11 protein-coding genes are annotated in these 12,975 nt (G+C 70.7%); 6 read left to right on the top strand and 5 right to left on the bottom strand.

Going from position 1 to position 12,975, the window contains the following annotated elements; translation table 11 throughout:
- The 5 genes from modA to WAF18_RS15525 form a co-directional block, all read right to left on the bottom strand.
- A complete protein-coding gene (gene modA, locus WAF18_RS15545; RefSeq protein ID WP_337245903.1) occupies positions 1-786 on the bottom strand; it encodes a molybdate ABC transporter substrate-binding protein in 786 nt (261 codons plus the stop codon).
- 21 nt (positions 787-807) lie between these two features.
- Positions 808-1,320: a molybdopterin-dependent oxidoreductase gene (locus tag WAF18_RS15540; RefSeq protein ID WP_337245902.1), complete on the bottom strand. Its 513-nt coding sequence runs from the start codon at positions 1,318-1,320 to the stop codon at positions 808-810.
- A gap of 75 nt (positions 1,321-1,395) precedes the next feature.
- Positions 1,396-2,262: an MBL fold metallo-hydrolase gene (locus WAF18_RS15535; protein WP_337245901.1), complete on the bottom strand. Its 867-nt coding sequence runs from the start codon at positions 2,260-2,262 to the stop codon at positions 1,396-1,398.
- A gap of 65 nt (positions 2,263-2,327) precedes the next feature.
- Positions 2,328-3,137, bottom strand: a complete 810-nt coding sequence (locus WAF18_RS15530; RefSeq protein WP_337245900.1) for a S1/P1 nuclease — start codon at positions 3,135-3,137, stop codon at positions 2,328-2,330.
- 43 nt (positions 3,138-3,180) lie between these two features.
- A complete protein-coding gene (locus WAF18_RS15525; protein WP_183426672.1) occupies positions 3,181-3,798 on the bottom strand; it encodes an OmpW family outer membrane protein in 618 nt (205 codons plus the stop codon).
- A 226-nt stretch (positions 3,799-4,024) separates the two neighbouring features.
- Between WAF18_RS15525 and gap the strand changes: the two genes are divergently transcribed.
- The 6 genes from gap (at position 4,025) to pyk (ending at position 12,819) form a co-directional block, all read left to right on the top strand.
- Positions 4,025-5,029, top strand: coding sequence for a type I glyceraldehyde-3-phosphate dehydrogenase (gene gap / locus WAF18_RS15520; RefSeq protein ID WP_183426673.1), 1,005 nt, complete (start codon positions 4,025-4,027; stop codon positions 5,027-5,029).
- 115 nt (positions 5,030-5,144) lie between these two features.
- Positions 5,145-7,868 carry a DUF2339 domain-containing protein gene (locus WAF18_RS15515; protein ID WP_337245899.1) on the top strand — a complete coding sequence of 908 codons (2,724 nt, stop codon included), beginning with the start codon at positions 5,145-5,147 and terminating at the stop codon, positions 7,866-7,868.
- The gene (locus tag WAF18_RS15510; RefSeq protein ID WP_337245898.1) at positions 7,865-9,217 is read left to right on the top strand and encodes a DUF3999 domain-containing protein; all 1,353 of its coding nucleotides are present in this window, start codon (positions 7,865-7,867) and stop codon (positions 9,215-9,217) included. The genes WAF18_RS15515 and WAF18_RS15510 overlap by 4 nt, the downstream gene beginning before the upstream one ends.
- Positions 9,218-9,382: 165 nt before the next feature.
- Positions 9,383-10,558: a phosphoglycerate kinase gene (locus tag WAF18_RS15505; protein ID WP_337245897.1), complete on the top strand. Its 1,176-nt coding sequence runs from the start codon at positions 9,383-9,385 to the stop codon at positions 10,556-10,558.
- The gene (locus WAF18_RS15500) at positions 10,555-11,199 is read left to right on the top strand and encodes an HAD hydrolase-like protein (protein WP_337245896.1); all 645 of its coding nucleotides are present in this window, start codon (positions 10,555-10,557) and stop codon (positions 11,197-11,199) included. Before WAF18_RS15505 ends, WAF18_RS15500 begins: the two co-directional genes overlap by 4 nt.
- Positions 11,200-11,328: 129 nt before the next feature.
- Positions 11,329-12,819 carry a pyruvate kinase gene (gene pyk / locus WAF18_RS15495; protein WP_337245895.1) on the top strand — a complete coding sequence of 497 codons (1,491 nt, stop codon included), beginning with the start codon at positions 11,329-11,331 and terminating at the stop codon, positions 12,817-12,819.
- Positions 12,820-12,975 lie beyond the last annotated feature (156 nt).

Raw genomic sequence — 12,975 nt, 5'->3', positions numbered from 1 at the left:
TCAGCGGATCGTGAAGCCGTGGCGGCGGAAGATCTCCGCCGCGGCGTCGCCGCCCAGCCAGTGCACGAACGCGTCGGCCTGACGCGGCTGCGCACTGCCCGCCACGCGCGCGACCGGATAGACGATCTGCGGATGACTGTCGGCCGGGAACGTCGCCAGCACCTTGACCCGCGGCTCGGCGCGCGCATCGCTCGCGTAGACCACGCCCAGCGGCGCTTCGCCGCGGGCGACCAGGGCGAGCGCCGCGCGCACGCTGTCGGACTCGGCGACGCGCGGGCGCAGTGCGTCCCAGGTGCCGAAGGATTCGAACGCGGCCTTGGAGTACTTGCCGGCCGGCACGCTGGCGGTGAGCGCCAGCGACAGGCGGCCGCGCGCGCCCAGCAGCGGCCGCAGGTCACTGCGCGCGTCCAGCGCAAACGGCTGCGCGGCGCTACCGGCCGGCGCGATTAACACCAGCTCGTTACCCAGCAGGTCGCGCCGCGATCCGGTGTCGATCAGCCCGCGCTCGGCCAGCCAGTCCATCCAGTCCAGGTCGGCAGAGACGAACACATCGGCCGGCGCGCGCTGCGCGATCTGGCGCGCCAATGCCGAACTGGCCGCGTACGACACCCGCACCGGCTGGCCGGTCTGACGCGTGTACCGCGCAGACGCCGCATCGAGCGATTCCTTGAGGCTGGCGGCGGCGAACACCGTCAGCGGCGTTTGCCCGAGCGCAGGCCCGGCTGTGAGCAGGAGCAGAACCGGCAGCAGCCAGGCGCGGAGATGGCGGGAAAAGGAGGGAGGCATCGCAAGGCGTCCGGTTCGGGATCAGGGGGCGGCGACCACGACGATCCGCTCGACCTGGCGCACGCTGCGCGCCGCGCGCGTGTCGCCGGCGATCACCAGCCGCAGCGGACCGCGGGTCGCCTCCAGTGGCCGGTCATCACAGCGGTCGGCCAGCAGGACGGTGCGGCCACCGAGCGTGGGGTCGAGCTCGGCCAGCGAGAACAGTGCGCGGTAGCCGTCGCGCGCGCTCACCAGCACATAGCGCGTCAGGTCTCCGCCACGCAGCGGAGCGACCGGCATCGCGCCGCTGGCCTGCAGCAGCGCAGCCAACGATACGCCTTCGCAATGGCGCGCGGTGCCATGGTCGTCGAACACGACGTCATGGCGTTCCAGCGTCGCACGCGCCGCCTCGTCGAGCGGCACCACCTGGGGCGAGGCGATGGCCGCGGGCGGCGACGCCCGTCCAGGCGCTGCATCTGGACGCGCGTCCTGCGCGCCCACCCACAGCGGCAAGGTCAGCAACAGGGCCGTCAGCAGGGAGCGGGGCAGGGGCATCGTCCGGTTCAATCGTTATGTCTGGCCGAGAATAACGGGGGCGGGATGGCCGGTAAAGCGCGGCCCGGCGCCCGGCTACAGCGTGTCGATCGGCAGCTTGAGATAGCGCACGCCGTTGGCTTCGGGCTCGGGCAGGGCGCCCGCGCGCAGATTGGTCTGCACCGCCGGCAGCAACAGCGCCGGCATCGCCAAAGTCGCGTCGCGCGCGGTGCGCATCGCCACGAACGTCGCCTCGTCGATGCCGTCGCGGACGTGGATGTTCTCGCGCCGCTGGCAGCCGATCGTCGTCTCGCAGGCCACCGGGCGACCGCCCGGTCCGTAGTCGTGACAGACGAACACGCGGGTGGCATCTGGGAGGGCGAACAGCCGCTGGATCGAGCGGTACAGCGTCGCCGCATCGCCGCCCGGGAAGTCGCAGCGCGCGGTGCCGCCGTCGGGCATGAACAGCGAGTCGCCGGTGAACAGCGCATCGCCGATCAGATACGCATTGCTGTCGCTGGTGTGCCCGGGCACGGGGATGACCTGCGCTGCCACCTCGCCGATGGCGAACACGGTATCGGGCGCGAACAACCGGTCGAACTGCGACCCTTCCACCGGAAAGTGCTCGCCGAGATTGAAGATCGGGCGAAAGGTCTTCTGCACCGTACGGATGCCCTCGCCGATCGCCAGGCACGCGCCGGGCAGTTGCCGGCGCAGCCAGTCGCCTGCCGAGAGATGGTCGGCATGGGCATGGGTTTCCAGGATCCACTGCACGTCGAGGTCGTGGCGGCGCACATGGTCGAGCAGGTGGCCGGCCGACACCGTGGCGGTTCTCGCCGAGGCGGCGTCGAAGTCGAGCACCGGATCGATGATCGCGGCCGCGCGCGATGCACGATCGCGGACGATGTAGCTCCACGTGCTGCTGGCGGCGTGGAAGAACGGGGCGACCTCGGGCGGCATCAACGGCTCCTGCGGGCGGGCCAGACCACTGTAGGACCCCGTCGTGACGGGAAGGTGCGTGTGGCGATTCAGGGCGCCGCGGGCGCCAGGGCGGCATTGAGCAGCGTGCCCAGCCGGGCGCCGGCGTCGCGCAGTTGCTGCTCGACGGTCGGCAGGTGGGTGCTCACGTAATCCTGGCCGAGCCGGCCACGCGCGGGATACACACCGGGCGCGACCGCGATGCGGCAGGCCGCCTCGGCCCAGTCCTGGGCGGGCGGTGGCAACACGCGTGCCGCGGGTGCAGGCGGCGGCAGCGTCGCCAGGTGCGTCAGCCAGTCGGCATCGCGGCGCCCGGCGCTGTTGAGCATGCCGCTGTCCCAGAGCGCGTGCAGGTTGGTGCCACGTCCGCGGTGGTTGATCTGGTGGGTGTTGCCGCCCTTGTCGTGGGCGTAGCCGGCGTGCATCGGCTGGTGTGCATCGCCGACGAAGTGCACGACGAATTTCAGCGCGGTGACGCGCTCTGCGCGCGGGCGCGTGGTATCGGCCAGGATCGCGGTCTGGGCGACGATCGCCTCGACCACGCAATCGCCGTTCGGGCAGTCGCGTATGGCCTGATAACGGCAGCCCGACTCGCCGATGTTGACGTAGTGCCATTTCGCCGAGCGGCGGCCCAGATCCTGGTCGTGCTCACGCAGGGCATCGGCCCAGGAGGCAATGCCACCCAGGGTCGGGTCGGGTTCATCTGCAAGCAGCGCATCGACTTGTGCCCGCGCCTGCGGGGTGAGGTCGCGCTCGGCGAGCTGGGCGACCAGCCGGTGGCCGAGTTGGCCCCAGGCGAGTGCGGACGGAGAGGTCGCCGCGAGGGCGAGCAGACAGGTCGACAGAACGAAACGGCGCATCCGATCCATTGTATCGGATGCGCCGCCGGTCGACCTCGATGGATCAGAACTTCAGCACGTACGCCGCGCCGTAGACCAGCGGGTCGATGTTCGCGGTGCCGAGCTTGGCGCCGTCCACGCGGACGTCGCTGTCGATGTCCATCCAGCGTGCATCGACGCGGATGGCACCGTTGCCGACCTTGAAGTCGACGCCGACGTGCGCGGCCAGACCCCAGGAGTTGCTTAGCGCCAGGCGCGAACCGGCCAGTGCGCCGCGGGTTTCTTCATCGAAGAAGGTGGTGTAGTTGACGCCGACGCCGACCAGCGGCGAGACGGTGCCGGCACCGTTGAAGTGGTACTGCAGGCTCACCGTCGGCGGCAGGTGCTTGGTGCTGCCGACCTGGCCGAGGCCTTCGATGTTGATGTCGTGGCGGAACGGGGTGGCGGCCAGCACTTCGACGCCGAGGTTGTCGCGCACGAAGTACTCGACGGCGATCGTCGGACGGGTGCTGCTGCCGATCGACAGCGGCAGGGTGCCGTTGGCGAGCGCGCCGTTATCGGACTTGGGATTGACGTTGTGGGCACCGATCGCGACGGTCCACTCGCCAGCCGACTGGGCGGCGGCGGGGAGGGCGGGAACAGCGCAGGCGAGGGCAAGCAGGGCAATGGACAGCGGACGCATCGTGGCGGTCTCTTCGTGGGAACTGGCGCCAGTGTCCGCCGCTTAACAGGCGTGCGCCTTGATCCCGATCAACGCCATCGCAATCGTTCTGCGCTTGGGCCGCAGGGCAACGCGCGATCCGGCCTCGCGGTAGAATCGGCGGTGCTGTCTCCGATGCCGGTATCGCCGGCATGGCGTTCCTTCCCTTTCACGTGCCGCACCCGCGCGGCTGCAGGAGTCCGGATTCATGGCGATCAAGGTAGGCATCAACGGCTTCGGCCGCATCGGCCGCAACGTGCTGCGCTCTGCGGTGCAGAATTTCGACGGCGAGATCGAGATCGTCGCGATCAACGATCTGCTCGAGCCCGACTACCTGGCCTACATGCTGCAGTACGACTCGGTGCATGGCCGGTTCCAGGGCGAGGTGTCGGTCGACGGCGACACGCTGGTCGTCAACGGCCGGAAGATCCGTCTGACCCAGGAGCGCGATCCGGCAAACCTGAAGTGGGACGCGGTGGGCGCCGAGGTCGTGATCGAGTCGACCGGCCTGTTCCTCACCAAGGACACCGCGCAGAAGCACATCGATGCCGGTGCGAAGAAGGTCATCCTGTCGGCGCCGTCCAAGGACGACACGCCGATGTTCGTCTTCGGCGTCAACCATGAAAGCTACGCGGGCGAGGCGATCGTCTCCAATGCCTCGTGCACGACCAACTGTCTGGCGCCGCTGGCCAAGGTCATCCACGACAAGTGGGGCATCAAGCGCGGCCTGATGACCACGGTGCACGCGGCGACCGCGACCCAGAAGACCGTCGACGGCCCGTCCAACAAGGACTGGCGCGGCGGACGCGGCATCCTGGAGAACATCATCCCGTCCTCGACCGGCGCGGCCAAGGCGGTTGGCGTGGTGATCCCATCGCTCAACAAGAAGCTCACCGGCATGAGCTTCCGTGTGCCGACCTCGGACGTGTCGGTGGTCGACCTGACCGCCGAACTGGAAAAGCCGGCGACCTACGACGAGATCAAGGCCGAGATCAAGGCGCAGAGCGAAGGCGCGCTCAAGGGCGTGCTGGGCTACACCGAGGACAAGGTGGTGGCGACCGATTTCCGCGGCGATGCGCGCACGTCGATCTTCGATGCCGAGGCCGGCATCGCGCTCGACGCAACGTTCGTCAAGCTCGTGGCCTGGTACGACAACGAGTGGGGCTACTCCAACAAGTGCCTGGAACTGGCCCGGGTGGTTGCCGGCAAGTAAGCCGTCGCACGCCCATGCTCGACCCGAAGCCCCGCCTTGTGCGGGGCTTCTCGTTTTCGCGCCCGGCCGGGTAAGGTGCGCCCAGACGCGCCGTCGGCGCGGACGGGTAGGCGCCATGGAAGCATTGCTCTTTCTGGGGGTCGCGCTGCTGGTCGCTGTGCCGATCATGTCGATCGTCGCGGTGGTGACGGTCTTCGACCTGCGTCGCCGGGTGACCGGGCTCGAGTCCCAGCTCGAAGTGCTGCAGGCGCGCGCGAGCGCAACGCCGGACGCGGCGGTCGATGCTGCCGAGCCCGAAGCGGGTTGGCAGGGCGATGTCTTTGACACCGCCGCTGGCCCCTGGGTCGATGACGGCCCGATCGCCGATCGAGGCGAGGCGTCGTCGTTGGCCGACCCCTGGCCGCCGCGGCCTGCCTCGGTGCCACCGCCGTTGCCGCCGGCGCCGCCGCGCGCGGCCTGGCGCGATGCCGACCCGGCGCCTGCTGCGTCCGAGACGGCGCCCGACCCCGTGCCGCGCTCGGCCGGGCCCGACCCGCTGACGCGCGCGGCGCGCTGGGTGCGCGGCTGGTTCACCACCGGCAACGTGCCGGTGAAGATCGGCATGCTGGTGTTGTTTGCCGGCGTCGCCGCGCTGCTCAAGTACGCCAGCGATCAGGGCTGGGTGTCGGTGCCGGTGGAACTGCGGCTGGCCGCGGTTGCGGCCGCGGCGATCGGCGGTCTGGCCTTCGGCTGGCGCCGCCGCGACAGCCATCGCACGTTCGCGCTGAGCCTGCAAGGCGGCATGATCGGCATCCTGCTGCTCGTCGTGTTCGCCGCCTATCGGCTGTTCGGCATGCTGCCCGGTGGCGCTGCATTCGCCGCCAGCGTGGCGTTGGTCGCTGGTGCCGGCGTGCTGGCGGTATTGCAGAACGCCCGCGCGCTGGCGGTGTTCGCGGTGCTGGCCGGGTTTCTCGCGCCGATCTGGCTGTCGAGCGGCGGTGGCAGCCATGTCGCGCTGTTCGCGTATTACGCGGTGCTCAATGCCGCGATCCTGGGAATCGCCTGGTTCCGGGCATGGCGGGTGCTCAACCTGCTGGGATTTGCCTTCACCTTCGGCATCGGCACGCTCTGGGGCGTGCTGCGCTACACCCCCGGCGATTTCGCCACGACCCAACCGTTCCTGGCGCTGTTCTTCGCCTTCTACCTGGCGATCCCGCTGCTCTACGCGCGGCGCCGGCCGCCGTCGCGGCGCGATGTCGTCGACGGCTGCCTGGTGTTCGGCACTCCGCTGGTCGCGTTCTCGCTGCAGGCCGGCCTGTTGCAGGGGCGCACGTTTGCGCTCGCGCTGTGCGCGCTGGGCGTGGGCGCGGTCTATGCCGCACTGGCCTGGGCGCTGCTGCGGCGCCGCCGCGAAGCGGTCCTCGGCCAGGCCTATGCGCTGCTCGCGGTCGGTTTCGCCACGCTGGCCGTGCCGCTGGCGCTGTCGGCCCGTGCGACCGCCTGCGTGTTCGCGCTCGAAGGCGCCGGGCTGGTCTGGCTGGGCCTGCGCCAGCGCCGCATGCTGCCGCAACTGTCCGGCGTGGGCCTGCAGTTGGCCGCGGCGGTGGCCTACGCGCTCGGGGCCACGGCCTGGCCGCGGCCGGTCGATCCGGTGTTCGCCAATGGCGGCTTCGTCGGCGCGCTGCTGATCGCGCTGTCTGGCCTGGCGATCGCGGCCGTCTATCGGCGGGCTGGGCGCGTGCCGGTCGCCCGCATCGCCTATGTCTGGGCGTTGGCCTGGTGGCTGGGCGCCTGGATCCAGGAACTGACCCGCGCAGTGCCGTCGGCCTCACTGCCCGATGCCTTGCTGGTGCTGACGGTGGTCACCGGCTGGCTCGCCGCCGAGGTCCATCACCGCCGGCCCGACCCGGCACTGGGCGCGACGCTGTTCGCCGCGTTGCTGGTCGCCGCGCCGTTGGCGTTCTGGCAGATGCAGGCGCATGTGCAGCCGTTCGCCGGGTACGGCGCACCGGCCTGGGCGGTGTTCGCCGCGCTTGGCTTCCGCGGCCTGGTGTGCCTGCGCGCGGGCGAGGATCGCCTGGCGTGGGCCGCGCAATTGCTGTGGTGGCTGCTGTGGCCGCTGGTGCTGTCGCTGCTGCTGGGGCATGTCGCCCGCGTGGCCGGGCTGGCTGGCGGCTGGTTCGCGGTCGCCATCGCCTTGCCGTGGCTGCTCGTCTCGGCGCTGTCGTTGTGGCGCTGGCCGTGGCTGGCGCAGCCGTTGGGCGAGCGCTTCGATCCGGTGCGCACGTCGTTGCGCGGCGCGCTGCTGGGCGTGCTCGCGCTGTGGTGGCTGGTCGCGCTGGGCAACCCCGGCGACAGTGCGCCGCTGCCGTGGATCGCGCTGCTCAACCCGCTCGATCTCGCGCAACTGGGCGTGGTGCTGCTGATCGCGCGCTGGCTGTGGTCGCCCGACGGCACCGCGCCGCAGGGCGCGCCGCGCGTCCCGGTGCTGTCGCTGTTGGCCTTCGTGCTCGTCACCGCGATCACCCTGCGCGCCGCGCATCACTGGGGCTGTGCGCCGTGGAATGCGCGCCTGGCGAGCAGCAGCCTGGCCCAGACCAGTCTTACGGTGGTCTGGAGCATCCTGGGCGTGTTCGGCTGGATCATCGGCTCGCGCCGGGGCCAGCGCGCGCTGTGGCTCGCCGGTGCGGTGCTGATGGCCGTGGTGCTGGCCAAGCTGGTGCTGGTCGACCGCGGCCACCTCGGCAACCTGTGGGGCATCGGCTCGTTCATCGCCTACGGCCTGCTGTGCACGGTCGTGGGCTTCTTCGCGCCGGCCCCGCCGCGCGCCGTCGTTCCGCGCGAGGAGGCGCCCGCATGATCCGATTCCGTCCCGCCATCGCCGTCTGTCTGTTTGGCGCATCCGCGCTCGCCGCCGCGCAAGCGGATTTCGCCGTGCAGTGGCCGCTGACGCTCGAGGACCCGTCGGCGAGTGCCTATCGCATCACGCTCACGCCCGAGGTCTACGCCCGGGTCTGGTCGCCGTCATTGCGCGACGTGGTCGTGGTCGACGGTGACGGCCGGCCGGTGCCGGCGGCCTTCGTCGACGCGGCGATGGCGCCGGCGACGCCGACACAGCGCGAGCTGCCGTGGTTCCCGCTGCCCGCCGACACCGGACGCCGCGATGGCGACATCGCCGCGATCAGCGAGATCGCCGCCGACGGCAGCCTGCGACGCGTGCAGTTGCGCACCTCGGGCGGCGAGGCTGCCGGCGCGTTCCTGGTCGATGCCAGTGCGGTCGACGGGCCGGTGGCCGCGCTCGCGCTGCGCTGGGACGACACGCAGCCGCCGTTCGAGCAGGCCTACCGCATCGAGGCGTCCGACGATCTGCGCCAGTGGCGCAGCGTGCATGACGAAGCCCGTGTGCTCGACCTGCGCCGCGACGCGCAGCGGTTGGTCGAACGACGCATCGCGTTGCCCACGCCGTTGCATGCGCGCTATCTGCGATTGACGCCGCTGCATGCAGCCGCGGCGCTGCTGCGGTTGCAGGCGGTCGAGGCCGAGCTGGTGCCGGTGCAGGCGCCGCTGGCCTGGCACTGGGATCTGCCGGCGCCGCAGGTGGCCGACGACCGCGGCGCGCGCGTCTACCTCAGCGACGGTCGCTTCCCGGTCGAGCGGATCGAGATCGCGCTTGCCGGCAACGGCACCGGGCGCTGGACGCTCGAGCGGCGCGATGCCGACGATGCGCCCTGGCATACCGTCGCACGCGATCACGTGGTGTTCCAGGCCGGCAGCGGCGCGGACCTGCGGCGTTCGCCGCCGCTGGCGCTGACGGCGCCGGTCCGCGATCGCCAGTGGCGGCTGACGCCGACCACCGCGGTGCCTGACGTGCCGCCGGCGCTGCGTCTGGGCTATCGACCCGAGACGCTGGTGTTCGTCGCCGAGGGCCGTGCGCCCTATGCGCTGCAGGCCGGCAGCGCTCGCGCGGCGCGCACCGATGCGCCGGTTGCGCCGCTGCTCGATGCGCTGCGGGCTCAACATGGTCTTGGCTGGCGTCCGGCGGACGCCGTGCCCGGTGCGATGGTGCCCCTGGCCGGCGAGGCGGCGCTGCAGCCGGCGGCACCGGCGCGCGACTGGAAGACCTGGACGCTGTGGGGCGTGCTGCTGCTCGGCGTGCTCGTGGTCGGCGGCTTCGCGCTGAGCCTGTTGCGTGGGCGCAAGGCCGCCTGAGTCCTGGGCTACGTTTGCCTGGCCACGACGGCTGCGCCGACAATGCCCGGTGCGCACGGCATTGTCGGCCACGGATGGCCAGGCAGGTGCATCCGAAGCCGTCATGCGGCGCCATGGACGGCATGGCGCGACCCTCCTTCTTCTTCTCAAATGAGTCCAGTCCCAATGACCATCGTTCGCATGACCGACCTCGACCTTTCCGGCAAGCGTGTGCTGATCCGACAGGACCTCAATGTCCCCGTCGATGGCGGCAAGGTCACGTCCGATCAGCGCATCCTCGCCTCGCTGCCCACGCTGCGTCAGGCGCTGGCACAGAACGCGGCGGTGATGGTGACCTCGCATCTGGGCCGGCCGAAGGAGGGCAGCTGGAGCGAGGCCGATTCGTTGGCGCCGGTCGCCGCGCGCCTGTCCGAGCTGCTCGGCATCGAGGTGCCGCTGGTGCGCGACTGGGTCGACGGCGTCGAGGTCGCGCCCGGGCAATTGGTGCTGCTGGAGAACTGCCGCATGAACGTCGGCGAGAAGGCCGACGACGAGGCGCTGGCGCGCAAGTATGCAGCGCTCGCCGACGTGTTCGTCATGGACGCGTTCGGCACCGCGCATCGCGCCCAGGCCTCGACCCACGGTGTGATCCGCTTCGCACCGCAGGCCGCCGGTGGCCCGCTGCTGATGGCCGAGCTCGACGCGCTGGCCAAGGCGCTCGACGCGCCGGCGCGGCCGCTGCTGGCGATCGTGGCCGGCAGCAAGGTATCGACCAAGCTCGAACTGCTGTCGTCGCTGGTGGGCAAGGTCGATCAGTTGATCGTCGGCGGCGGCATCGCCAACACCTTCATCGCCGCGCTCGGGCACGGGGTGGGCAAGTCGCTGGTCGAGACCGATCTGATCGACACCGCGAAGCAGATCATGGTCGACGCCAAGGCGCGCGGCGCCGAGATTCCGGTGCCGACCGATGTCGTGGTCGCGCCCGCCTTCGCGGCCGACGCGCCGGCGACGGTCAAGGCCGTGGACGCGGTGGAGGCCGACGACATGATCCTCGACATCGGGCCGGACACTGCGAAGCGCTATGCGGCGATGATCGCCGACGCCGGTACCGTGGTCTGGAACGGCCCGGTCGGCGTGTTCGAGTTTGACGCGTTCGGCCACGGCACCGAAGCGCTGGCGCGCGCGATCGCCTCCTCGAAGGCGTTCTCGATCGCCGGTGGCGGCGACACGCTGGCGGCGGTCGACAAGTACGGCATCGCCGACGACGTGTCCTATATCTCGACCGGTGGCGGTGCGTTTCTGGAGTTCCTCGAAGGCAAGACGCTGCCGGCGGTCGCGGCGCTGGAGGCGCGCGGGGCGTGAGCGGCGATGCGCTGTTCTTCGATCTCGATGGCACCTTGATCGATTCGGAACCCGGCATCCTGGGCGGCATCGCCCATGCGCTGCACACCTTGGGCCATGCGCCGCTGTCGCGCGAGACGCTGCTGCCGTGGATCGGCCCGCCGCTGCGCGACAGCTTCGATGCGCTGTTCGCAGGAGATGTCGACCGGGTCGACCGCGCGATCTCGATCTATCGCGAACGCTACGACGCGATCGGCTGGCGCGAGCACACCGTCTATCCCGGCGTGGCAGCCGCGATCGAGACCCTGCGGGCGGGCGGCCGCACGCTGGCCGTGGTGACCTCGAAGAACGAGCGCTTCGCGCGCCGGATCGTCGAGGCGCTGCCGTTCGGCGATGCGTTCACGACGATCGTGGGCGCCAGCGACGACGGCGTGCGCCGCTACAAACGCGAGCTGATCGCCGAAGCGCTGTCGCGGCTGGCACTGCCGGCCGCGCGCTGCACGATGATCGGCGACCGGCGCATGGACATGGAGGGCGCGCGCCAGCACGGCATGCGCGCGATCGGCGTGCTGTGGGGCTTCGGCTCGGCCGATGAACTGCGCCAAGCCGGTGCCGACCGTGTGGTCGACTCGCCGGCCGCGCTGGTCGCGGCGGTGAGCTGATCATCAGCGGTCGCCATGCCGTTGCAAGCGTTTCCAAGTAAGCTCGCAGGCGGCATGCCGTTCCGGGATGCCTCGGGTGCGTTGCCCGCCAGCGCGCGCCTGACCATCGGTGGACACTAAGATCGCGGAATGACTGCCAACGAATTGCCTCCCGTCCCGGCGCATCGGCGCCGCACACGCATCCTCGCCACGCTCGGCCCTGCCACCGACGCGCCCGGTGTGCTCGACGCGCTGATCGCCGCCGGCGTCAACGCCGTCCGCCTCAACTTCTCGCATGGCGACCCGGCTTCGCAGAAGGTGCGCGCCGAGGCCGTTCGCGCCGCGGCCGATCGCGCCGGCGTCGAGATCGGCATCCTGGCCGACCTGCCGGGTCCGAAGATCCGTATCGAGAAGTTCGTCGATGGCAAGGTGACACTGCGCGCGGGCGCGCGCTTCGACCTGGTCGCCGATCCCGACGCGCCCCTGGGCACGGTCGACGAGGTCGGCGTCAGCTATCTGGGGCTGCCCGGCGATGTGGCGGCAGGCGACGTGCTGCTGCTCGACGACGGTCTGATGCAGTTGCAGGTGACCGTCGTCGAGGGCGTGCGCATCGTCACCACCGTACTCAACGATGGCGTGCTCTCGAACCGCAAGGGGCTCAACAAGCAGGGCGGCGGCCTGTCGCTGGGCGCGCTGACCGACCACGACCGCGCGCTGATCCAGGTCGCCGCCGAGATCGGGGTCGACTTCATCGCGGTCTCGTTCTGCCGCAATGCGGCGGACATGGAAGAGGCCCGGTCGATCGCGCGTGCGCACGGCAGCGATGCCGCGCTGGTGTCGAAGATCGAGCGCACCGAGGCGATCGAGAACCTCACCGAGATCATCGACGCCAGCGACGTGGTGATGGTCGCGCGTGGCGATCTGGGCGTGGAAATCGGCGATGCCGAGCTGCCGGGGCTGCAGAAGAAGATCATTCGCGAGTCGCTGGCGCGCAACAAGGTGGTGATCACTGCCACCCAGATGCTGCAGTCGATGGTCGAAAGCCCGATGCCGACGCGCGCCGAGGTGCTCGACGTTGCCAACTCGGTCATCGACGGCACCGATGCGGTGATGCTCTCGGCCGAGACCGCCGCCGGTGCGTATCCAGTGCGGGCGGTCGAGGCGATGGCGCGCGTGTGCGTCGGTGCCGAGCGCCAGTTCGCGCACGACACCGATTTCGAGAAGGCGCAGCGCAACCTGGAACGTGCCGACCACGCGATCGCGATGGCGGCGATGTTCCTGTCCGAGCACGTCGGCGTCGGGGCGATCGTCGCGATGACCGAGTCGGGCGGCACTGCGCGCTACCTGTCGCGCTTCCGCGGGGGCGCTTCGATCTACGCGTTCTCCCGCCACGACGGCGCGCGCCGGCGCATGTCGCTGATGCGCGATGTGTTCCCGTTCAACTACGACAGCCGCGGCCAGACCCCGCGCGAAGCGGCGCGCGGCAGCATCCGTCTGCTGGTCGACGCCGGTCTGCTGGGGCCGGGCAAGCGCGTGGTGTTCACCAGCGGTGAGCACATGGAAACGCATGGCGCGACCAATACGCTGCGCCTGCTGCAGGTCGGTGCCGACGGCCGGGCCGAGGGGCTGGGCGAACTGTAGCCCGCCTGCGCGCGGGACCGGTCAGTTCCGGCCGTCCCGCGCGGATCGCAGCGCGCTGTAAACGTTTTCCCCGACGTTGCGCGCGATTTCCGCGCGCGGCGGGGCTGCGTGCTGGGCGTTTGCTTGAGGTGGGCGGGCTATAATGGGCGCCTTTCC

It is taken from the genome of Luteimonas sp. gir (assembly GCF_037198055.1).
Taxonomy (GTDB): Bacteria; Pseudomonadota; Gammaproteobacteria; order Xanthomonadales; family Xanthomonadaceae; genus Luteimonas; species Luteimonas citri_A.
This window is presented reverse-complemented; position numbering and strand designations above follow the sequence as displayed.

Coding starts and splice junctions, on each gene's coding strand:
- WAF18_RS15515 (WP_337245899.1), top strand. CDS start 5,145: ATGGAAGCATTGCTCTTTCTGGGGGTCGCGCTGCTGGTCGCTGTGCCG.
- WAF18_RS15525 (WP_183426672.1), bottom strand. CDS start 3,798: ATGCGTCCGCTGTCCATTGCCCTGCTTGCCCTCGCCTGCGCTGTTCCC.
- modA (WP_337245903.1), bottom strand. CDS start 786: ATGCCTCCCTCCTTTTCCCGCCATCTCCGCGCCTGGCTGCTGCCGGTT.
- WAF18_RS15505 (WP_337245897.1), top strand. CDS start 9,383: ATGACCATCGTTCGCATGACCGACCTCGACCTTTCCGGCAAGCGTGTG.
- gap (WP_183426673.1), top strand. CDS start 4,025: ATGGCGATCAAGGTAGGCATCAACGGCTTCGGCCGCATCGGCCGCAAC.
- WAF18_RS15530 (WP_337245900.1), bottom strand. CDS start 3,137: ATGCGCCGTTTCGTTCTGTCGACCTGTCTGCTCGCCCTCGCGGCGACC.
- WAF18_RS15540 (WP_337245902.1), bottom strand. CDS start 1,320: ATGCCCCTGCCCCGCTCCCTGCTGACGGCCCTGTTGCTGACCTTGCCG.
- WAF18_RS15510 (WP_337245898.1), top strand. CDS start 7,865: ATGATCCGATTCCGTCCCGCCATCGCCGTCTGTCTGTTTGGCGCATCC.
- pyk (WP_337245895.1), top strand. CDS start 11,329: ATGACTGCCAACGAATTGCCTCCCGTCCCGGCGCATCGGCGCCGCACA.